The sequence below is a fragment of the Leptothermofonsia sp. ETS-13 genome, assembly GCF_049200465.1.
Classification (GTDB): domain Bacteria; phylum Cyanobacteriota; class Cyanobacteriia; order Leptolyngbyales; family Leptolyngbyaceae; genus Leptothermofonsia.
Genome location: NZ_CP120836.1, coordinates 152,053 through 172,830, shown reverse-complemented (window position 1 = coordinate 172,830; position 20,778 = coordinate 152,053). Strand labels below are relative to the sequence as shown.

Annotated in this window: 16 protein-coding genes and 4 pseudogenes; 7 read left to right on the top strand and 13 right to left on the bottom strand. The window is 49.6% G+C overall.

Annotation, left to right across the window (positions count from 1 at the left end; all coding sequences use genetic code 11):
* Positions 1–141: 141 nt before the first annotated feature.
* Both P4D80_RS00830 and P4D80_RS00825 read left to right on the top strand, forming a co-directional pair.
* Positions 142–363, top strand: a complete 222-nt coding sequence (locus P4D80_RS00830; RefSeq protein WP_421656966.1) for a hypothetical protein — start codon at positions 142–144, stop codon at positions 361–363.
* 168 nt (positions 364–531) lie between these two features.
* Positions 532–615, top strand: a pseudogene (locus tag P4D80_RS00825) (WD40 repeat domain-containing protein); the annotation flags it as partial.
* Between the two features lie 677 nt (positions 616–1,292).
* On the opposite strand, the gene dxr reads toward P4D80_RS00825, so the two are convergent.
* From dxr to P4D80_RS00790, 7 genes and pseudogenes are all read right to left on the bottom strand, one after another.
* Complete coding sequence (gene dxr, locus P4D80_RS00820) at positions 1,293–2,480, bottom strand: 1-deoxy-D-xylulose-5-phosphate reductoisomerase (protein WP_421656965.1); 1,188 nt, start codon at positions 2,478–2,480, stop codon at positions 1,293–1,295.
* Positions 2,481–2,596: 116 nt separating this feature from the next.
* The gene (locus P4D80_RS00815; protein ID WP_421656964.1) at positions 2,597–2,755 is read right to left on the bottom strand and encodes a hypothetical protein; all 159 of its coding nucleotides are present in this window, start codon (positions 2,753–2,755) and stop codon (positions 2,597–2,599) included.
* A gap of 8 nt (positions 2,756–2,763) precedes the next feature.
* Positions 2,764–2,886, bottom strand: a complete 123-nt coding sequence (locus P4D80_RS00810; RefSeq protein ID WP_421656963.1) for a hypothetical protein — start codon at positions 2,884–2,886, stop codon at positions 2,764–2,766.
* A 440-nt stretch (positions 2,887–3,326) separates the two neighbouring features.
* A complete protein-coding gene (gene atpC, locus P4D80_RS00805; RefSeq protein WP_421656962.1) occupies positions 3,327–3,740 on the bottom strand; it encodes an ATP synthase F1 subunit epsilon in 414 nt (137 codons plus the stop codon).
* Positions 3,741–3,811: 71 nt separating this feature from the next.
* A pseudogene (atpD, locus tag P4D80_RS00800) lies at positions 3,812–5,268 on the bottom strand (F0F1 ATP synthase subunit beta).
* Positions 5,269–5,570: 302 nt separating this feature from the next.
* Entirely contained in the window at positions 5,571–8,642 is a 3,072-nt protein-coding gene (locus P4D80_RS00795; protein ID WP_421656961.1) for a DUF4347 domain-containing protein, read from the bottom strand.
* An 895-nt stretch (positions 8,643–9,537) separates the two neighbouring features.
* Positions 9,538–9,828 (bottom strand): hypothetical protein, encoded by a 291-nt coding sequence (locus P4D80_RS00790; RefSeq protein WP_421656960.1) that lies wholly within the window; start codon positions 9,826–9,828, stop codon positions 9,538–9,540.
* Between the two features lie 434 nt (positions 9,829–10,262).
* On the opposite strand from P4D80_RS00790, the gene P4D80_RS00785 reads away from it, so the two are divergent.
* Positions 10,263–10,445 (top strand): hypothetical protein, encoded by a 183-nt coding sequence (locus P4D80_RS00785; protein WP_421656959.1) that lies wholly within the window; start codon positions 10,263–10,265, stop codon positions 10,443–10,445.
* Here the strand turns inward: P4D80_RS00785 and P4D80_RS00780 are convergent.
* The gene (locus P4D80_RS00780) at positions 10,442–11,497 is read right to left on the bottom strand and encodes an adenylate/guanylate cyclase domain-containing protein (RefSeq protein ID WP_421656958.1); all 1,056 of its coding nucleotides are present in this window, start codon (positions 11,495–11,497) and stop codon (positions 10,442–10,444) included. The two genes, P4D80_RS00785 and P4D80_RS00780, sit on opposite strands and share 4 nt — an antisense overlap.
* 483 nt (positions 11,498–11,980) lie before the next feature.
* Between P4D80_RS00780 and P4D80_RS00775 the strand changes: the two genes are divergently transcribed.
* The 4 genes and pseudogenes from P4D80_RS00775 (at position 11,981) to P4D80_RS00760 (ending at position 13,165) form a co-directional block, all read left to right on the top strand.
* On the top strand, positions 11,981–12,253 hold the full coding sequence (locus tag P4D80_RS00775) for a site-specific integrase (protein ID WP_421659605.1): 273 nt from the start codon (positions 11,981–11,983) through the stop codon (positions 12,251–12,253).
* A 127-nt stretch (positions 12,254–12,380) separates the two neighbouring features.
* A pseudogene (locus tag P4D80_RS00770) lies at positions 12,381–12,592 on the top strand (tyrosine-type recombinase/integrase); the annotation flags it as partial.
* Positions 12,593–12,625: 33 nt separating this feature from the next.
* A complete protein-coding gene (locus P4D80_RS00765) occupies positions 12,626–12,772 on the top strand; it encodes a hypothetical protein (protein WP_421656957.1) in 147 nt (48 codons plus the stop codon).
* Between the two features lie 15 nt (positions 12,773–12,787).
* Positions 12,788–13,165 carry a transposase gene (locus tag P4D80_RS00760; protein ID WP_421656956.1) on the top strand — a complete coding sequence of 126 codons (378 nt, stop codon included), beginning with the start codon at positions 12,788–12,790 and terminating at the stop codon, positions 13,163–13,165.
* A gap of 452 nt (positions 13,166–13,617) precedes the next feature.
* Here the strand turns inward: P4D80_RS00760 and P4D80_RS00755 are convergent, their stop codons facing one another.
* The 5 genes and pseudogenes from P4D80_RS00755 to P4D80_RS00735 form a co-directional block, all read right to left on the bottom strand.
* Entirely contained in the window at positions 13,618–15,717 is a 2,100-nt protein-coding gene (locus P4D80_RS00755; protein WP_421656955.1) for a PEP-CTERM sorting domain-containing protein, read from the bottom strand.
* 663 nt (positions 15,718–16,380) lie between these two features.
* A pseudogene (locus P4D80_RS00750) lies at positions 16,381–16,569 on the bottom strand (MFS transporter); the annotation flags it as partial.
* 107 nt (positions 16,570–16,676) lie between these two features.
* On the bottom strand, positions 16,677–17,360 hold the full coding sequence (rnhA, locus tag P4D80_RS00745; RefSeq protein WP_421656954.1) for a ribonuclease HI: 684 nt from the start codon (positions 17,358–17,360) through the stop codon (positions 16,677–16,679).
* A 597-nt stretch (positions 17,361–17,957) separates the two neighbouring features.
* Positions 17,958–19,784 (bottom strand): proline--tRNA ligase, encoded by a 1,827-nt coding sequence (gene proS, locus P4D80_RS00740; RefSeq protein WP_421656953.1) that lies wholly within the window; start codon positions 19,782–19,784, stop codon positions 17,958–17,960.
* Positions 19,785–19,865: 81 nt separating this feature from the next.
* Entirely contained in the window at positions 19,866–20,720 is an 855-nt protein-coding gene (locus P4D80_RS00735) for a phosphate/phosphite/phosphonate ABC transporter substrate-binding protein (RefSeq protein ID WP_421656952.1), read from the bottom strand.
* Positions 20,721–20,778 lie beyond the last annotated feature (58 nt).

The following is a 20,778-nucleotide window of genomic DNA, read 5'->3' as shown; positions in this document are numbered from 1 at the left end:
CTTTTACCGAAACTTTCAGCTAGATTTTGGATGTTTCCTTCAGCCCGGATAGTCAGATGCTGACAGCGAGCCATATCAGCTACAAAGTTCACATCTGGCGGGTGGTGGATGGTAAGAAATTGCTGGACTGCCAGTCTAGTGATGACTGAGTCTAGTTCTGCCTTTAGTCCTGATGGCAAGACCCTAATCAGTAGAGGACAGGATCGGTTGGTGCGTCTGTGGGATATCTCTGGAGTCGGAAGAGTGAGGAATCGGGGGGCACCTGGACAGGAAAGACCTGCGATCGCCAATGCTTCCTCTACTACTTTAAGCGGGAATGATAGCTGGATCTGGTCGGTTGCCTATAGTACCCAGGGGGAGTAGGGGGGGATGGAATGTCCTTAGGGATACTTGCCAGGGGCAGCGAAGACGGCACTATTCACCTGTGGAACATTCCCTCTGTTAACTCTCAGCCCGCATGACAGAAACAGTAGTGCCCCCCGCCCTTAATGCCATAGCTATGCTGTCTGGTCGGTTGCCTTTAGTCCAGACGGGCACATCCTGGCCAGCGGCAGTCTGGATGGCACACTGCGACTGTGGAATCCCCCCTCCAGCCTATCCGTCGCGGTTGCATAAACAAATCAAAAATGTCGGCTTCTCGGTCGCCCACATGCGCGATACACACGGACTGATCCACCCCACCTTCGGCTGCCACTAACATGTCGAGCCAACGTTGACTTTCTTTGTCACAGATGGCTTTTTTGCGGCGTTCTCCCCGCTTGCCCTGGCGCTCTGCTCGACTCCAGGTGTGCTGATGCAATAGACCCAACGGTTCGCCACCACCACTGACGGCAAAGCAGCTATGCACTTTGATGCCCTGCTGCTGGCTCTGGTTGATATAACCCAATCCGCTGATTTGCTTCAAACTGCTGAAGTCTAAATCTGTCGTGTCCTGAATGGCCAGCACACGGATTGCTCATTAACTCGCCTCACCACACTATCTCGATGACTCGCTATTATCTGCTCTAGCTTTACCTGAGTTCGACGAAGTTTGTCATTTTCAAAGAAACTTGAAAATTACATTGGTGCGATTTGGAACTTCATCCATCACTACAATCAGAAGATTCAGGAGAAATTGCAACGAGAGCAGAGGGCTGACTTTTCTCTATCCTTTACCTAATGGCACTAACCCCCTCTGCTTTTGGACTGAAAAGAGATCTGGATGGCTCTGGATAGCAACGCCAAAGATTTGGTTGAGCTGTTCCAGGGTAAAGTTGTTGTATGCCATGACTTAAACAGCAATCCACTTACTCCTATCCTACCGAGATGACTGAGGGATGTTCGTGACAGGTGGCCAGTACTTCCTTTCGGGCCCACTGATCGGCACTGACAATATCATCCAGAGTGGGATGGGAACAGTTGTGAATCTGGTAGCGATCGCACACCTGCTCAATCAACCGAGGAATATCCAAAAACCGAATCCGCTCCTCCAGAAAAAGGGCAACGGCCTGTTCGTTCGCGGCATTCAATACCGCTGGCATACACCCTCCTGCCCGACCTGCTGCATAGGCCAGCTTCATACAGGGATACTTTTGGTGATCGGGTTCGCGGAAGGTCAGGCTACCCACCTTCACTAGATCCAGCGGTTCCCAATTAGTATCAATTCGTTCCGGGTAGGAGAGGGCATAGAGCAGGGGAAGCCGCATATCGGCCCAGCCCAGTTGCGCCAGAACGGAAGTATCCTGCAACTCGATCATTGAGTGAATGATGCTTTGCGGATGGATAACGATCTCAATCTGGTCGTAGTCCATCCCAAACAGAAAGTGAGCTTCAATGACTTCCAGTCCTTTGTTCATCAATGTCGCGGAGTCGATGGTAATCTTGCGCCCCATTGACCAGTTAGGATGTTTCAAAGCATCGGCAACTGTCACCTGTTCTAACTTTTCAACGGGTAAGTCCCGGAATGCCCCTCCAGAAGCCGTCAGCAGGATGCGACGCAGCCCCCTCTCAGGCACTCCCTGCAGACACTGGAAGATGGCAGAATGCTCCGAATCGGCGGGCAGCAATTTGACTCCATGCTTCTGCACCAACGGCAGCACAACGGGACCCCCTGCAATCAACGTTTCTTTATTGGCCAGGGCAATGTCTTTTCCAGCTTCGATCGCCGCGATCGTGGGCAACAACCCGGCACAACCCACAATTCCAGTAACAACGACATCCGCTTCACTATAGCGAGCCACCTCAATCACTCCTTCCTCTCCTGCCAAAAGGAGGGGTTGGGGAGAAAGGTCAGCCAGGGTCGCTTTCAAGTCAGGTAGTTTTTTACCTTCGCAAATGGCTGCGATCGCAGGCTGAAACTGACGAATCTGCTGTGCCAGCATTTCCACATTGCTTCCAGCGGCCAGTCCCACAATCCGAAACTGATCGGGATGATGGGTCACAATGTCCAGAGTCTGGGTACCAATCGACCCGGTGGAGCCAAGGAGAGAGATTGCTTTCACGGTTCAGTGGTTAAGTTACACCTCCCCTATCTTACGCCTGTTGGCACCCAATCCTTAAGCAATTCTTGAGTTGAAGCTTGGGAGGCGATCGCTTAGCGGAAAGGAAACAATTACAGTTACTTTTGCTGCCCCTGATCACGCCGAACCAGGTAATCAAACAATTGATCCATCCGCTCAATCGCAGCACAAATATCGCGGATCGCTTCGTTGGTTCGAACTTGAGAATCCTGTAGAACAGAAAGTTCATCACTATGATGACGACTGATTTCTAGCATGTGGCGGCTCACCTCTTGTGGCGGCTCACCTCTATAAGTTGAGCAATGTTAGCTGAATTTTTGTCAGTCGCTTGTAAGAGGGCACTGGCCGCGAGGCGAAGATCAATGATGTTGTCTTCGGCACGGCTCATGCGGGAAGGGAGGTCATTGGACTGAGTTATGGGGCACTTGCACTTGAACACCCAAATTCTAAGCGATCTCGATCTTCCAAAAAGAATTATTATAGCTCTACGCGGGTGCGTTAGGACGTTGGAATTAGAGAGGGAGTGGGGGCTTCGCCCCCAGCCAGGGGTTACACCCCTGCACCCCATCCTAACCACAATGACTACCGCTATATGCCTTTGCAGTCGCCCTTTCCAAAGGAAAAAAGCGATCGCTTCCCTTTCGTGGAGCGATCGCAACGGTTCTCTCGATTTGCTGATGAAAGAGTAGTTTACGCTACTCTTTCATTTCAAACAAAATCTCCGGAACATTGATTTTATTTTCATGATAGACAATACCCATCACCAAACTTTCAGGAGAACCTCACAACGGTATTAATGAATAGATGACTTATGAGTGGTTTAACCAGTCAGGAAACCATCCCACCAGCTGCCTGAAAGCGGGCGCGAGCGCGTTTGTATGCCTGAGTCGCTTGAATTCGCTTCTGGCGATCGTCACCAGACTGCGCCTGATTTAACTTTGCTTCCGCCTCTGCAAAAGCAACACGGGCTTCCTCCTTATTGATTGTGTCACCCCGTTCAGCCGCATTCACCAGAATAGTGACCTCGTTATTCTCAACCTCAGCAAAACCACCCATCAGCGCAATAGGCACCCAGTTTTTATCCGCACGTACCCGCATCACCCCTGTATCTAAAGCAGTGAGCAAGGGAGCATGACCGGTTAAAATACCTAATTGCCCTGTGGTGCTGGGAAGAATCACCTCTTCTGCTTCTGAATCCCAGACAGTCTTGTCTGGAGCAATCACACGAACAGTCAGTGCCATAAATTTATCTCCTAAGTTTTGAGTTTTGAGCCAGAAAGAATACTCAAAACTCAAAACTGTGAACTCATAACTTACTTAGCTTCTGCCTTGAGTTTTTCGCCTTTGGCGATCGCTTCTTCAATGTCACCCACCATGTAAAAGGCTTGTTCGGGTAGTTCATCCAGTTCACCCGAAAGGATGCGCTTGAAGCCTTCAATGGTCTTCTCCAGGGGCACGTACTTGCCAGGAGAACCCGTAAACACCTCTGCCACAAAGAATGGTTGAGACAGAAAACGTTCAATCTTACGGGCACGAGCTACGGTCAAACGGTCATCTTCAGACAACTCATCCAGACCCAGGATGGCGATAATGTCTTGCAGTTCCTTATACCGTTGTAGAGTAGACTGCACAGCACGGGCAGTGTTGTAGTGATCATCGCCCACAATGTTGGGCTGAAGCATCGTGGAGGTAGAACCCAGGGGATCCACAGCAGGATAAATCCCTTTCGCAGCCAGACCACGGGACAACACAGTGGTTCCATCCAGGTGAGCAAAGGTGGTAGCAGGAGCAGGGTCGGTCAGGTCGTCCGCAGGCACATACACAGCCTGAATGGAAGTAATGGAACCTTCCAGGGTCGAAGTGATGCGCTCTTGCAGGTCGCCCACGTCTGTACCCAGGGTTGGCTGGTATCCCACCGCAGAAGGCATCCGGCCCAACAGGGCGGATACTTCAGAACCAGCCTGCACAAAGCGGAAGATGTTGTCGATGAACAGCAGTACGTCTTGCTTATTCACATCGCGGAAGTATTCAGCCATAGTGAGAGCAGACAACCCAACCCGCATTCGGGCACCGGGGGGGTTCATTCATCTGCCCATATACCAGTGCAATCTTGGAGTTACTGGGATTGTCTTTGTCAATCACTCCCGATTCAATCATTTCGTTGTAGAGGTCGTTCCCCTCGCGGGTGCGTTCGCCCACTCCACCAAACACCGACACTCCGCCGTGCTGGGTTGCAATGTTGTTGATCAACTCCATCATGATCACAGTTTTGCCAACCCCGGCTCCGCCGAACAGTCCAATTTTTCCACCCCGACGGTAGGGAGTCAGCAGGTCTACCACTTTAATACCAGTTTCAAATACGGAAGGTTTGGTTTCCAGTTCCGTTAGTTTGGGGGGCAGGACGGTGAATGGGCATGGTCTTAGACATGTCCACGGGTCCTTTGTTGTCTACAGGCTCACCCAGCACATTAAAGATGCGACCGAGGGTAGCAGTACCAACGGGAACGCTAATGGGTGCGCCAGTGCTAATCACTTCCATGCCCCGAATGAGTCCGTCGGTGGAACTCATAGCTACGGCTCGCACCTGGCGATCGCCGAGCAATTGCTGCACTTCGCAAGTTACACCAACCTGTTGTCCAGCTGGATTAGTGCCTTCAATTCGGAGTGCATCATAGATTTCAGGCAATTTACCCGTTGGAAACTTAATGTCAACGACGGGACCAATAATCTGCGTAATATAACCAGTACTTGTCTTCTCTGCGGTGACCATGCTCACGCCCTACTCTGTGTTTAGCTATGGTGATTTGCCACTGATTAGCTTATCACTGAATGGGTTACAAATGATTAAGATTGATCCCCAAGGATTTCCTTTTCCAAGCTTTTGAGCTGTTCTTGCTGCTTGGGAGCCAGAGTCATCAAGGAAACGAGAGTTAATGCTATAGCTCTACGCGGGTGCGTTAGGACATTGGAATTAGAGAGGGAGTGGGGGCGAAGCCCCCAGCTAGGGGTTCCATGCCTGCCTAAGGGCGGAGCCCCCGAACCCCCATGTTGCAAAATTTAGTATTTGCAACACTAATCATCTAGAAGTGGCTGCCATCCTGGCACAGCAGCCAGCAGTTCCTCAGCCCCTGCAATATTGGTATCATTCATCCGCCAGATGACATTTTGACCCGTGTTGTAGTTACGCCAGAAGAACTCTAATGCACCATCTCGCTCCAGATCGAGGATGCTGATACCCGTCCAGGTGAGGGCGGGAGCCAGGGTTACCGTCGATGCGATCGTGGTGCCCTGCATCACCCAAACCACAGTTTCACCCGTACTGGTGTCGTTCCAAAGGATATCCAGATCCCCATCGCCATCCAGATCTGCAGTGTCGATGACTTGGAAGGTTGGTTGGGCGATCGCCGAAATGTTGAAGGTGCCAAAGGACGCGTTATTTAATAACCAGAAAGACGTTTCTCCAGTGGTGTAGTTTCTCCACAACAGATCCAGGTCCCCATCGCCGTCAAAATCACCCACGTCTGCGATGGTATAAGTTGGCAGCGCAGGGGTCAAAACTGAAATTGCGCTAATCGAAGTACCATCCATCAACCAGATCGCGTTTTCTCCTGTGATAGTACTACGCCATAGAATATCGATCCTATTGTCTCCATCGAAATCACCAATGTCAGCGACTTCATAGTCTGCACTGATCGGCAGCAGGTTGGTGAACGTTCCAAAGGCAGGCCCGTTTATTACCCAGATCACCGTTTCCAGAGTATTCTTGTTGTGCCAGAGGATATCATCGACACCATCATCATTGAAGTCACCATAGCCTTCCAGACTCCACTCGGCAGCAGCCAGTGGCAAGACAGTAAAGTCAGCAAAGGTAGCGCCGTTCATGAGCCAGATCTGGTTTTCATTCGTCGCTTCCCTGCGCCAGAAGATGTCTACATTGCCATCCAGGTTAAAGTCAGGACCATTGCCATCGTCATCACCAATGATGCCTGTGCCAACTCCATTGGTGATGGTGGTACCCCCACCAATGGGATTGGACAGGGTTACAGTAAAGCGCTCGGTGCCTTCTAAAATCTGATCCCCAACCACAGTGACATTAATAGTCTGGCTGGTGACACCGGGGGTAAAGGTGAGGGTGCCACTCACTGGGATGTAATCGTTGTCTGCAACCGTAGCTGTGCCATCAACAGTTGTGTAGCTGACGCTGACCGTTTCACTTAAAGCTTGAGACAGCATCACAGTAAAGGGATAAACCTTATTGCCACGGGTTCCTTCACTACGGCTGGCGTTGTTGACAATGCTAAAGGAGGGAGTGATGGATCCACTACCGTCAACAATGGTGGCCGTAAAGACCGTATCCTCTGGATTTAGATCCGCGTTTGTGGGGGTTCCTAACGTAACAATGACGGTTTCATTCCCTTCAGGAATGAGGTCATTAATGGCTGTCAGAGTGATAGTCCCTGTGGTTTGTCCGGGGGCGATCGTAATGGAAGTGGGAATGGTATAGTCTGCTCCATTGGTCGCTGTTCCTGAGAGAGTCAGCGGAACAGTTACTGTGTTACTGGTTGGTAGATCGAGACTAACAGTCAGATCAAGGGTTCCACCCTCATTGACGGTTCCGCTGGTTGGGGCAAACCGCACCAGTGGAATGTAAGGAGCTCCACCAAAGGTTTCGGTTCTAAAGTTATTGATCTCATGGAAGTTAGTCGAACCGCCGGTTGATGCTGACCATCCAAACTTAAAGGTTTGCGGTAGTGGCGCACTATATCCAGTTTGGGAAGTGACATCAAAGCTTGAAACTAGTAGTTCACTTGTTTCAAAAATATTGTTATCGTTCAGGTCCAGCTGAACAGACACCAATCCCGCAGGTGTAATATCAATCTGGACGCGACGTCTGGAGTTTGCACGGGTTGCCGTTCCACCTGGGTTGTCAATACTGCTTGGGGCAGCGGCTACTACTCGCAAGAGACGGTAATCAGATGCTTCGTTACCCCTGATGGCAACAGAGTCTGGTGTAGGACTTCCATTACCATTACTGCCATGAAACGTGGTAGAGAAGTTACCAAATTCATCAAAGCCAATTCCTAAGTAGCCTCCAACAATACCCGGTCCAGCTTCACCAGGGCGGGTATTTGAGGAGTACCCTAAAGAACCGCCGGTACCCCCAGCCGTGGTAGGGTTGGCACTGCCATCAATCAAGAAAAAGCTGATGCCATCGGCTCCGGTTCCACCATAGGCATAAAGGTCGAAGGTAATCGTCAATCCGCTGGCCCGGTTGATGGGCCGGTCGTAAATGACAAAAGACCCCTGATTCGAGACATTATTGGTGAACCTCAAAGCTCCATTAGAGGGTGTATCCGTACCACCGCCAGGTAGCCCACCTGGTTGGGAAGGGGCAACAGTAGAACGGGCAGTAAGGAATGGATCAGCCGCTCCGGTACGGCTGACACCATAAATCCAGTTAAACTGGTTGACATCAGCACCTCTAAAGGTTTCTTCGACAATGATGTCTAGCGTGGAGGCGTAAGTTGCAAGGGTAGCGGAGCGAAATGCCAGGGACGACTCGATAGAACCCGTTGCATATTCCAGATTCCAGTTGCCGCCCAAAACTGCGCTCCCAGTCAAGTCAATGGAGGCAGCGATATCGGCTCCGGTCAGCTTTTCTAGCTGCTGTACAAACGTTTGCCCCTGGGTGCCTGCTGCCACATAACAGCCGTAAAGCAAAATATCAGCCGTGGGAGTCAGGGCAGTTGCCCAGGATTGCAGCGCAGTGCTGTAGGTAGCCAGGGTTCCCAGCCCTAACTGGGTAGAGCCAAAGTTCAAAACACCCGCTTCGCCGTGGGAAACGATATGGAGACTGGAAATGCCGGTACGCCCTGCCAGAACCTGGGTAATCTGGGCGATCGCATCCTGTGCAGAATTGAGGACATGTACTTCTGTTCCGGCTGAGGCTCCACTAACCAGGCTTTGATAGTCTTCAACCGTGGAGTCGATAAAAACAAGTGAGGAACTCAGAGGGCGAGGAATTGGGCGATCAATTAGGGAATTTCCTTCAATGAACGACCTGGAAGGACTGAAGGGAGAACCAGAGGAAGAAAGTTGAGAGACTGCTAAAGAATCAGCAAATAAAGAATCAGTAAAGCTCATAACAAATCACATCATCGAAGAACACGCCTGTAAAGACTGAGGGATTTCTGAATCCCATCGATTCATAAATCCCATCGATTCATAACCAGAGACAACTCAAACTGGACTGGTAGATGCCAAAGTTAAAACCCTGTAGATGCCAGTAACCCCATTAAAGAAATGCCTGATAACTGTCTAAGAAGCCCTTAAAATGCAGTTTTACCAGGGGCTGAACTACTGCCCTACACTAAAGCAAGAAAAACACTAAAACAAGAAAATAGGAAAGCAGTAAGAAAAGCTTTGAAGGCTAGCTTTTGTTTCTAAATCCTTCAATTAAACTGGCTTTCCGCTGATTAAGAAGTCATAGCATAGCAAAAAGCCTCTGTACGTAGGAGATTCAAATGCAGAAAGGTCATCAAACCAGGGGCAGTCTCAGGAAACCATCTCAGAGATTTCATAGATAAAGTTCGTGACAGTTAGGAAAACCTCTTGTTGAAGAGGGATTAATTCGAAACATTATTTTCCAGAGAATTTCTTCTTACGTCAATCGAAGATTAATCCTACCTCAGTTTTCTGACTTTACTGGTTTGAAAAGAATATTTTAGGAATTGTTCAAGTACTAGAGGCAGAGCTCTGTTTGCTTGATACATTCGTGGCAAACCCCTGAATTTTCGTACTCCTCACATCTCATGACTGCCTTAGATCCAGGCTTTCAAACTATTTAATCGAGTTTTGGCTCTGACCAAAGTTACTGGTTCTGACCGACAGGACAACGACAGAATGAAACTTTGAGGAACTTGTGTCATTTAGCTAGGGTAGAGCCTCCGGATTTGCCATTCCAAGACATAACTACCATTCCAGACATAACTATAGTCAACCAGGCTTAGGACGGGGTGCAGGTTGCCCTTATTTTGAATCACGTCGGTGTAATACTGGCAACACTGGAATGCTTGCCATCGTTGGTATTAGTACCGTTTCCTTGACTTTGCGGTGCAGAAATGGTCTCATTTCCAGGATTTATAGCGGTATCTGCCGCTCCAGTTTCGGTTCCAGTAATTGGGCTTTGGGAGTCACCAACTGTGGGACTGATAACGGGAAGTGAGGAATAGCAGGTGAGAAGTGAAGTGAAAGGTGAAGGATGAGGGCAGAGAGGGATCTTAGTAGAACGAGGTAAGAAACACAGGTTGGTAAAGTAAACAAATCCCATAGATAGGCAGCTCCAATGGAAGTCAATGGATAAAACAGTAATGATGGGCTATGGCAAACAAATCAGTTGTCGCTAAGCGTGCGGCTTAGAAGGTGAGAGGTAATCTCAATAACCCTTGCACCTGCTATGAATAAAATTTTCAACCTGCGACCTATGAACTCATTTCGATAGAATGCAACAGGTCTTTGTACCCACCATGTAATTACATAAATCAGTTTAGCTCAGTCATCTAAGTTTATGTAATAAAAGGTACATAAGTTTTAAGGGTATTCAAAATGATACGTAGATTTTAATGGGCAGATGAAGCCTGAAACAAACAATTTGTAGTAGCAAAAATCACTTTTCCGAGTTTATGACAGGGAAAGCTAATAGAATTAATTCCTACTCACGTATGTTGGCATACTGAGAGCTGTGATGATTCGATTATTTGAGCTATGAGCTACAGCCGCCAGACTAAGGATGGAGTACAGGCGTGGACCCCCTGGCTGGGAGCGCAGCCTCCCCACTCCCTTAAAACCAATGTCCTGAGCAACCTGGCGACAACTATGGATCCAACCTCTCCACTCTTCACCTCTTCACTCTTTTACCAGATGGCTGTTTCTGCTCGCCTGCTCTAGCTCTTTCCCTTCAGTAAAAAGGTGCGCATTTTGCCTTTGCCTTTAACTGGAATTGTACCGCGTTCTTCAAATAAGTACTTATCCTGGAGGCATTTGTAAGTGCTGTCCGTAACTTGAATCTCACCAGGAATGCCGTGGGACTCCATGCGGCTGGCGGTATTGACTGTGTCGCCCCAGAGGTCATAGATAAACTTCTTGGTACCAATGACCCCAGCCACAACTGGACCCGTACTGATGCCGATGCGAATGCTGAAAGATTCACCCGTTTCGCCGTTGAATTTCGCGATCGCTCCCTGCATGTCCATGGCCATTTCCGCGATCGCCTCTACATGATCAGCTCGGTGAGTCGGAATGCCTCCCACCACCATGTAGGCATCCCCAATCGTCTTGATCTTTTCTAGTTGATACTGCTCGGCGAGGTTGTCAAAGGCTGAAAAAATACGATTCAGCAAATTCACCATTTCAATCGGCGATCGATGGGTTGAAATGTCCGTAAAGTTTACAATATCAGCAAATAAAACGGTAGCTTCAGCAAAGCTTTCGGCGATCGTGCTCTGGGTTTGCTTAAGTTGCTCCGCAACGGGCCCAGGCAAAATACTTAACAACAATCGCTCTGACTTTTCCTGCTCTGCCTGGAGTTGCTTCAGGTAGGCTTGCTCCTGATCACGCAGACGTTTTTTCTCCAGGCATGCATTAATCCTAGCCTTCAACAGCGTGGGATTAAACGGCTTGAATAGATAATCTTCAGCCCCCATTTCAATGCAACGCACCACACTGTCAATATCATCCAGAGCCGAAATCATGATCACCGGAATATGGCGCAGAGCCGGATCCGCTTTAACATGCTCCAACACCTGATAGCCGTTAATCTCTGGCATCATAATGTCGCAAAGCACCAGGTCAAATGGTTGTTTTTTCAGCAGATCGATCGCCTGCCGTCCGTTTTCAGCTACAGCCACTGTATGCCCCTGACGTTGAAGTCGCCGTGAGAGTAAATCACGGTTTGCCTCAATATCATCCACTACCAGTATTGAGCCTTGTTCGGCGTTCATCAGTTACCTCATTGATCCAGACACCTGAAAAACTCCTGCCAGGGAATTTTAGCGGTTGGCTTAAAGGAATTCCTTCATCCTTATCATCCAGATGGTTACCAGGTCGCAAAGATGTTCATACTCCCCCCTTAAAGCCTACCTAAAACCTAAATCTGGTGAGAATTGTGGTGGGAATTGCTTACCAGAAGACAGATTAAAAAGGGGTAACAGGTGTTTTGTCCAATTTTTCCCTCTATTAATTAAAATATCTCATATCGACTTGCTATTGGTTGTGTCATTGAATGAGCATTTTTGAACGTTGGAGCCTCTTCCAAAGAATATCCCTTTCAGGATTTTGTACCTGGTACCAATTTGTAGCTATAGCCACCAGGCTTAGGATGGGGTGCAAGGGTGGAACCCTTGGCTGGGGGGCCTTAAAATCAATGTCCTGAGCAACCTGGCAACGGCTATAACTCTGGGCAGTATGGCGGCTGAAATAGCAAAATCACATTCTCTAGACAATCCGCCTACCGCACGGAAGAAACCTACATGCAGTGGATTCGTCGTTACATCCTGTTTCACAATAAGTGCCATTCGAAAACGATGGGCAACGCTGAAATCGAAGCATTTCTCACCCATCTAGCCGTCGAGGAGAAGGTTTCAGCTTCAACCCAGAATCAAGCTCTCAGTGTCTTGCTGTTTCTTTATCGGGAAGTACTCAAACTTGCTATGGCAGACTTTGATGCCGTTCGAGCAAAACGACCTCAGTATGTATAGCTCTACGCGGGAGCGTTAGGACACTGGAATTAGAGAGGGAGTGGAGGCTTTGCCCCCAGCCAGGGGTTCCACCCCTGCACCCCGTCCTAACCACAATGACTACCGCTATATTAAGCGGATTGGCTGTCACACTTTCCGGCACAGCTTTGCCACTCATTGGTTAGAGAGCGGTTATGACATCCGCACGATTCAAGAGTTACTTGAGCATAAGGACGTTAAGACAACAATGATTTGCATTCATGTTTTCAATCGAGGGGGCGTGGAGTACAAAGCCCACTCGATTCCTGCACCTCTTCACCTCGGTGTATTGTTACAACAATTCACTCGGGCTGCTTATAGAGAAGAAAGTAGAGAGGAAAGAGAAAGTGACGCATGTCTATCTCTCAAGAACGGCGGGATGAAGCAGAACGGCAAGCCTTCTTAGAGCCATTGCAGGCGTATCTGCCAGAGCAACTGGTCTACGTAGACGAAGCTGACATGGATGACACCGAAGCCTATGCCTACGGGTGGTGTGAGTAATCTAGCCGATTTGAGGTGTTGAAGTCAGGGCACCGAACGGAGTGCATCAGCATGATTGCAGGCTGGTGTGACTATCCAGTGATAGCTCCAATCACCTTCAAGGGGTACTGCGATAGTGCGTTGGTGGAAACGTGGGTGCAGCAGGTTTTTGTGAAGGAGTTGAAGCTAGGACAGGTCGTAGTGATAGACAATGCGAGGTTCCACAGATCAATGAGGATTCGAGAATTGATTGCTCAGGCCGGGTGTAGCGTTCTGTTTTTGCCGCCGTATTTTCCTGATTTAAATAAGATTGAGACGTTTTGGGCTCGTTTCAAGCAGTACATCCGAAAGAGCCTCAAGCAGTTCCCAAATCTTTGGGATGCAGTCGATAATGCCTTCCTAAAATTATCCTAACCTATCCCTCGACTGCTATATTAAACAGAATAGCTATATTAGACAGAATAAATGAGTGGTTAGTCGTTTCCGCCTGACTTTCAAAGCTATCCGTTGCCGGGTAAGTCGCCGGATCGATATGACTATAATCTAGCACATAGGATATATTACTCTTGAATTGAAGATAAATCCGGGGGGTGGAGGGGGTAGAACCATTTGCCAGAGGTTCTACCCCATTCCTTTTTTCTTCTTGTCAATTAGTTGGGCGGAGCTACTTAGTGGTCTGTCAAGACTGTTTCGATGGGTTGAAAACCCTCAAAACACTTGAGAATTGATTTTGTAAATTTGAGTTATCCCTCAAATCTACCCTGATGGACTACTAGTACAGTACGGCGGGAATACGGATACCATTCTGGCTCTCTCCTACTCCCCACTCCCCAACCTAATGGTTACTGGATTTATGCCGTCGTCTACTAGCTCCTTCTCTCCTTCCGCTTTGCCTGACGGCGCTTCATATACCCCAATCCCAAACCTGCCGTTAACACACCCAGCATAGTTGTAGGTTCAGGGATGGCTTCCGTATTGTCTCCGGGAGCAACGATAACCTGTCCTCCAGTCGCGGGTCCAACTAAGGAGGTCACATCCCGCACTCGAATTCCTTCCCCATTGGGAATGTCGGCGGCATCAATAGTGCCCTGGAGATCCTGACGGATGTATTGCTCTAGCGCAGCCTGGTAGGTCAAACCAGCGATGGTAAATTTACGAGTCTCAGGAATGTTTGCCAGGGTTGCGAAGTTGTCACCTCCACGAGCGGTGAAGTCAATCGTTGCCAGGTCAAACAATGGTTGGGTGGGATCGACCAGAAAACCGCCCTGGGCAACATCGAACAGAAATTGCCCAGTGCGATCGTTGTCCGGGTCAAGCAAAATGCTGAGGATACGGGAGCCCGCCGCTGTAATTTCACCGGCTGCGGTGACAAACTGTGCTGGTTGGGTTACGTCATAAACGACTTCCAGACCGGACAGTTGCAGGAATTGGCCACCCCCGCCCCTGTCAGGTGCGGTTTGGGAAGCTACAGAACGCTCCAGGATTTCCAATAGTTCGCCCGCAGTAATGTCGGTGACGACTGAGACAAAGTTAGAGAAGGGCAGAACGTCGAAGGTATCGAACTCGTTAATGGTATCACCGGGGTTAAAGCGGCGATCATTGCGGATGCCTCCGCCATTTTGAATCCCCACCAGAATGTTGGCAGGATCCAACCCCACACTGGGAGCTCCATCCTGTGCTGCATTTCGAATGGCGTCAGCAATCAAACTTCCAGCCAGGGTGCTTCTGGATCGGACATTGGTGCGAACGCTATCGAGCGGTACGTTGGTCACTCCGACAACTGTTTGTCTCAAGTTATCGACAAATGCACTCACTGGGTTCTGTACTTCACTCACCAGATCGGAACGGGGAACCAGTCCATCCAGGTCAGTGTTGCGCTTGGGACCGCTGCCTGGTTCCAGAATGCTGACAACTCTGCCGTTGTCAAACTCCACTTGCAAGTTACCGAGGTACTTGTACTCACCATCGGTAGAAACAATCAACACGGGATCAACCCCTGCGGGTAAGTCAGCCAGACTGTTGACCCGTTGACCCGTTTGCGGGTTGTAAATCTGAGGATAGGTAGGAACTGCCGTCTCGCCAGTCAGCGGTAATAAAGGATCTTCGGGATTTGCCAGACGGGTGTCGCTACCCGCTGCCACGATAATATCAACACCATGCAGTCTGCCTGCCAGAACTTGCTCTTCGCTGATACTTTGCAGGTGAGAAACCAGAACAACTTTATCAACCCCCTGGCTGGTCAGTTTATTCACCTCTGTTTGAACGACATTCACCAGGTCGTTGAAACCAGGGGTGTTTGATGCATCTCCAATGGTTCCAATATTTCCGGGGCTGGAGATGCTGCGCAGCAGCGGAGTTGTCACACCAACAACCCCAACTCGTTCTTCAACTCCGTTGACCGTTTTGGTAATGACGGTGCTGGGTTGAATCAGCCCTCTCAGGGGACTGCTGTCTGGAATAACCAGGTTAGAAGAAACAAAGGGACGGAAGCCAACACCGTTGCCATCTGGGTCAATGAAACGAGCCAGGACATCGGGACCAAAGTCAAATTCATGGTTGCCAATGCCACCCACGTCAATATTGAACAGTTCCAGTGCCCGTGCATCATAAAAGGGCTGACCAACGGGCAATTGCAGGCTGGCTTCAAACTGAGGTCCCGCAAGAAAGTTGTCGCCCGCTGTTACCAGTAGGTCAAAATCGGTGTTGCTGGCGTTGCGTTGGCGATCAATGAGGTCTGCGAACAAACCGACCCCACTGTACTGGAAGGCGGGAGTTGTTGGTGTTGCAGGGGCTGTGCGAGTGAGAAGGGAAGACTCACCATCGCTGAAGTGGATTAGGTTGAGGGTAAAGGCTTTAGCTGGATTGGGGACCAGCACTCCTGCCAGGGTGAGGCTTGAAGCCAACAGCAGGTGAGGAAAACGGAGTAAAGGTTTAATCCCAGAGAGCTTTTGAGACAACATTGGCATTGCTTAGGTATAAGTGAACGGATATATAGCTGTCGTCAGGTTGCTTAGGACATTGGTTTAAAAGTGGGGTGGGGGTTGTGCCCCCAGCCAGAGGTTTCACCTTTGCACCCCATTCCTAAGCTTAGTGGCTATAGCTATAGCTTGAATGGAACTTGAAGCGGAGCAGCAGAAGGAATCCAATTTGCACGATCGCACCCGTGAATCTACGGACATACTCCATAACCGTAGCGATCGCGGGTTAAGAGAAGGCCAATAAAAGTTAAGCAATGGTCAATGAGTCCGGAACTTCAAGTAATCTTCATATCTGGCCCAGAACTACTTCACTATTTATTTATGTACTCTGGGAAAAAATCGGTTCTCTGCCCCCTGCCTTCTGATGCTGGGGACTCAACCAGCACCGCCTCTACAAAGCGTCCAGGTTCAGACAGATCTTGAAACAGCCTCCACCAGATGGCACCATCTCGTCTGGGATTACGACTGAAGGCTTGCATACTTCGGTGAATGCCGCAACATCGGCGGGATTGGTGCAGTATTAGTGTGAAATAGTACGTTGGCAAAAAATGTAGCTAACCGTGCGGATGAAAACCGTTTGCAGGGGCGGAGCATAGCGGGCATTAGCGAAAACAGCGCGATCGCCAGCATCCATCCCTGCGTAATCAGCAACATCTTGCGGCGATCCACCACATCGCCGATCGCGCCTGCTGGTAAAGCTAACAGAAAAAATGGCAAACTCGCTGCCACACTCATCATGGCGACCAGCAAGGGAGAAGGGGAGAGTGATGTCATCAGCCATGCTGCCGCCACATCATGTATCCATGTGCCAACGGTTGAGATTGCCGAAGCAATCCACAAAGCCCGAAATACTGGTTGCCGGAGAGGACTCTAGGTAGAGGCGGAGGTAAAGGCCGATGAGGTCATAGGGTGGGAGAAATGAGTAAGGAGTTTAGCAAACCTTACTGTTACCTGAGGATGGGTGTTCTGCCGAGGGAAAAGGCGCGAGCAATTTCATCACAGCGATCGTTGCCCTCGTCACCAGAATGACCCCGGACATAGCACCATTTCACCGCTGGAGAATTGAGCAAATCCAGCACTTGCCAGAGGTCCTGATTTTCTACAGGCTTCCCTTTTGAGTTTTTCCACCCTTTCCGTTTCCAGCCTTTAATCCATTCCGTCATCCCTTTCAAGACGTATTCACTATCGGTGTAAAGCTCAACGGGTTGGGTTTGCCCGGTTTCATTGAAAAATCGCAGAGCGGCGATCGCAGCTTCCATTTCCATCCGGTTGTTAGTGGTCATTGGGTCACTGCCGCCCATTTCACGCACCGAGCCATCTGCATAGTAGACCACCACTCCCCACCCGCCCGGACCTGGATTTCCAGAACAGGCACCATCGGTGTAAATGCGCTGAATCATTGATTTTGGTTGTTGGGGAAGCGGGCGATCGCCTTCTCCAATTGCCCCTAAATTAGAAGACGCTAAAAAATCGAGCGGAACATTAAGTTCCCGCAGTTTTGCCTCCATTGCATTGGCCCGTTGGCGCTCTTGCTCTAACTGTTCAAGTGCTTCTGAAAGATGTTTTTCAGCGCGTTCGGCACGTTCTTGTAAAGTCAGGGCTTCTTCAGATTGACCCGATTGTACGGACATAAGCATTTCTACGGCGAAGAGCGATCGAAGTTTCTCTACATCCTACACCCCACGTCTTTCTTTCGATTCATACTGCTTTTCAGCAATGCCCCTTCTCCAAACCCTCCACTGGCTGCTCTCATAGAAGTCAGAAGATAGAAGTCAGGAGTCAGAATAATTTGGTGTTGGGCTACTTTATATCCTGGTGGGAACTTAGCTTGAGGCTATCTGTTTCTCGGTCAAAATCGGGCAAATGTTTGCCAGGTTTATTCATCAAGTTTTCTAAATTGTGTCCGTAGCCATATTTTTTGCTTGCCAGAGTCTTCTCATCAACTGCCGCTAGTGGTTCACCAAACCTACACCTGGCAGGGGTAGGTTAAGAGGAGTCGGATTGGCACTGTTTTCAAATCCAATTGATATAGCTCTACGCTGATATAGCTCTACGCGGGTGCGTTAGGACATTGGAATTAGAGAGGGAGTGGGGGCTTCGCCCCCAGCCAGGGGTTCCACCCCTGCACCCCGTCCTAACCATAATGACTACCGCTATATAACGATAGTGGCTAGCACCACTCATTCTTACCTTATAGAGCCACTAAAGCTAGTACAAATGCGTAAAGGCTACTTCTCTATCCACTGCTTTAAGGTAGGTATAACTTCTACTAGTGGCAATTCCTGAGTTTCCTTACTGGCACGCTCCACAACCTCTACTTTGCCTTCCTTAAGCGCCTTTCCGGTCACAATCCGGTAGGGAATACCAATCAAATCTGCATCTTTGAACTTGACGCCTGCCCGTTCATCGCGATCGTCTAGCAAAGTTTCAATGCCTGCGTGATTAAGTTCGGTGTAGAGAGTTTCGGCAGCTTTTACCTGCTCTACATCGTTAATATTGGGGATGATCACGATCGCCTGATAAGGCGCGATCGCCACCGGCCAGATAATTCCATCCTTATCAAAGGACTGCTCAACCGCTGCCTGAGCCAGACGAGACACCCCCACCCCGTAGCAGCCCATCACCAGAGGCATTTCTTCACCCTGTTCATTGGTGTAGGTTGCTCCCATTGCCTTTGAGTACTTAGCTCCTAACTGAAAGATATGGCCAATTTCAATGCCACGAGCTGATTCCAGGATTTGGCTGGGGTCATGCAGGGCGCGATCGCCTACCTTTGCTTTGCGCACATCCACCACCAGTTCCGGTAAATCAAACTCCTTACCCCAATTTGCTCCAACAACGTGATAGCCCGCCTCGTTTGCCCCCGTTGCAAAGTTCTTCAAATCAACTGCTGTCTTGTCAACCATTCGTAGAAATTTAGGCGCAACCTGACTGATTGCTTTCGCTCCCAATGGCTGAGGTTGGGCTGGACGAATGTAGCTATCTGGCAAATTGGGCGCAATATAGCCTAACGGTAAAGGTTTCGCCGCCCACTTTTCCTGTTCGGTCGGATCGGGAACGACCAGAGATAGTATAGTTTTTGCTCCGTAGCGTTCTGCCAGTCGGGTCAACTCATTTTGTAACTTCACGTCGTTGACATCCTGGTCTCCCCGAATGCTGACCAGTACCAGCACAACCATGCCATTGTCATAGATTGCCTGATAAAGAACATTTTTGACCACACAGGTGGGCGAACACTTTAGAAAACTGCACATTTTCTCAATAGTTTCCGTGCCCGGAGTTTCCCGCTTTTCGTAGGTTTTGAAAGGGGAAGGCGAACTATCCGGGGGAAGGGAAACAGCTTTTTCGACATTCGCCGCATACTTGCCGTCATCGGTGTAAAGAATTTCGTCCTCTCCAGCATCGGCCAGCACCATGAATTCCTGGGAACCCGAACCCCCGATCGCACCCGAATCCGCATCCACAGCACGGAACTTCAATCCACAGCGACGCAGAATGTTGCTGTAAGCATGATGCATATCCTGGTAGGTTTGTTTCAGGCTCTCTTCATCCGGGTGAAACGAGTAGGCATCCTTCATGATGAACTCTCGCCCCCGCATCAAACCAAAGCGCGGGCGGATCTCATCCCGAAACTTGGTCTGAATCTGATAGAGGTTCAGCGGCAACTGGCGGTAAGAGCGAATCATGTCACGGGCGATCGCCGTAATCACTTCCTCATGGGTCGGTCCCAAACCCATCTCCCGCTCCTGGCGATCTACCAGGGAAAACATAATCCCTTCCGCTTTGGTGTAAGTATCCCATCGTCCCGATTCTCGCCACAGGTCAGCAGGCTGTAGCTGGGGCAAAAGGCACTCCATCGCCCCGGTTGCATTCATCTCCTCCCGCACAATCTTTGAAACCTTTTGCAACACTCGCCACATCAGCGGCAGGTAAGCATAAACCCCACTGGCAATGCGGCGAATATAACCTGCCCGCAGCAGCAGTTTATGGCTGGGAATTTCTGCTTCTGCTGGATCCTCTCGCAGGGTGACAAACAGCATTTGAGACAATCGCATTGCCAGTTTCCTTTTCAGTGTTTAGTCATCATCTCAGTCTAAATCATGGAAGGGCGAGAAGAACCCCACCCCATCACTCCCTTACTCATAAAGCGGCGCTGGTTTTTGATTGATCCGCGCCTCGATCAGTTTGACTTTTTCAATGAAGGTGATCAGGGTTTTGTAGTCCGGAGGAGAAGCATTGGGGATGTAGCCGACTTCCTGAGCGATCGCGGGAATGGCTTCATTCATAACCTGCTGGATCAGACGCTGCTGGTTGCGTTCAACCTCTGGGCTAACCAGCACCGAGCCGGAGGGGATGCGGCGGCTGGTTTTGAGAATGCGAAATTCAGTGGGGCTGAACTCGGAACGGTACCGATCCAGTTCATCCTTGGCCAGAGCTCCAACAGCGACTTCCCCTTTGGCAACCCATTCCAGAACGGTTTTAGGGGTGGGTGCAATTCTGACTTCTGAAGGGGTTGTACCGTATAGCTCGTAGAGTGGTACGTAATAGCCAGTTGCCGAACCTGGTTGCCCTAAAGCCACGATTTTTCCGGTCACTTCGGGGATAGTCTGAATTGGATTGCCCTTTAACACCACCAGGACAGCCGTCAGGTTATCAACTCCCTGTAGAGGATACAGGGGCAAATATTTGGCCTGGGCAATAGCGATCGCCGCCAGCCCTGGCGGTGCAAATACCAGTGACCATGCCTGACGCTGAATTTGCTCAACCGCCTTGACTTCGTTGTAAGCAGGCTCCACCTCAATTAACGTTTTAATTCTGGTTTCCAGATATTGAACGAAACGCTGGTATTGATCAAGAGAACGCGCCCCCTCTCCATAGGCGACGGCTCCAATTACCAGCTTTCCCAGTTTCTCGGAGTTGTTGGACTGAGAAGCCACACAACTCGCCAGCAAAAATAGACTCTGAAACAGCAAGAAACGGCGGGAAATCATAGTGGACGGTCCGAGGCAAAAGTGTTTTATTTGTCATCGAGGATATAGAGCGTATTAT

Bases quoted from the DNA above. Each gene is read 5' to 3' on its own strand.
- P4D80_RS00830 (WP_421656966.1), top strand. From the start codon at position 142: ATGACTGAGTCTAGTTCTGCCTTTAGTCCTGATGGCAAGACCCTAATC.
- P4D80_RS00815 (WP_421656964.1), bottom strand. From the start codon at position 2,755: ATGCTAGAAATCAGTCGTCATCATAGTGATGAACTTTCTGTTCTACAG.
- P4D80_RS00810 (WP_421656963.1), bottom strand. From the start codon at position 2,886: ATGAGCCGTGCCGAAGACAACATCATTGATCTTCGCCTCGCGGCCAGT.
- atpC (WP_421656962.1), bottom strand. From the start codon at position 3,740: ATGGCACTGACTGTTCGTGTGATTGCTCCAGACAAGACTGTCTGGGAT.
- P4D80_RS00795 (WP_421656961.1), bottom strand. From the start codon at position 8,642: ATGAGCTTTACTGATTCTTTATTTGCTGATTCTTTAGCAGTCTCTCAA.
- P4D80_RS00790 (WP_421656960.1), bottom strand. From the start codon at position 9,828: ATGGGATTTGTTTACTTTACCAACCTGTGTTTCTTACCTCGTTCTACT.
- P4D80_RS00785 (WP_421656959.1), top strand. From the start codon at position 10,263: ATGAGCTACAGCCGCCAGACTAAGGATGGAGTACAGGCGTGGACCCCC.
- P4D80_RS00780 (WP_421656958.1), bottom strand. From the start codon at position 11,497: ATGAACGCCGAACAAGGCTCAATACTGGTAGTGGATGATATTGAGGCA.
- P4D80_RS00765 (WP_421656957.1), top strand. From the start codon at position 12,626: ATGTCTATCTCTCAAGAACGGCGGGATGAAGCAGAACGGCAAGCCTTC.
- P4D80_RS00755 (WP_421656955.1), bottom strand. From the start codon at position 15,717: ATGCCAATGTTGTCTCAAAAGCTCTCTGGGATTAAACCTTTACTCCGT.
- rnhA (WP_421656954.1), bottom strand. From the start codon at position 17,360: ATGTCCGTACAATCGGGTCAATCTGAAGAAGCCCTGACTTTACAAGAA.
- proS (WP_421656953.1), bottom strand. From the start codon at position 19,784: ATGCGATTGTCTCAAATGCTGTTTGTCACCCTGCGAGAGGATCCAGCA.
- P4D80_RS00735 (WP_421656952.1), bottom strand. From the start codon at position 20,720: ATGATTTCCCGCCGTTTCTTGCTGTTTCAGAGTCTATTTTTGCTGGCG.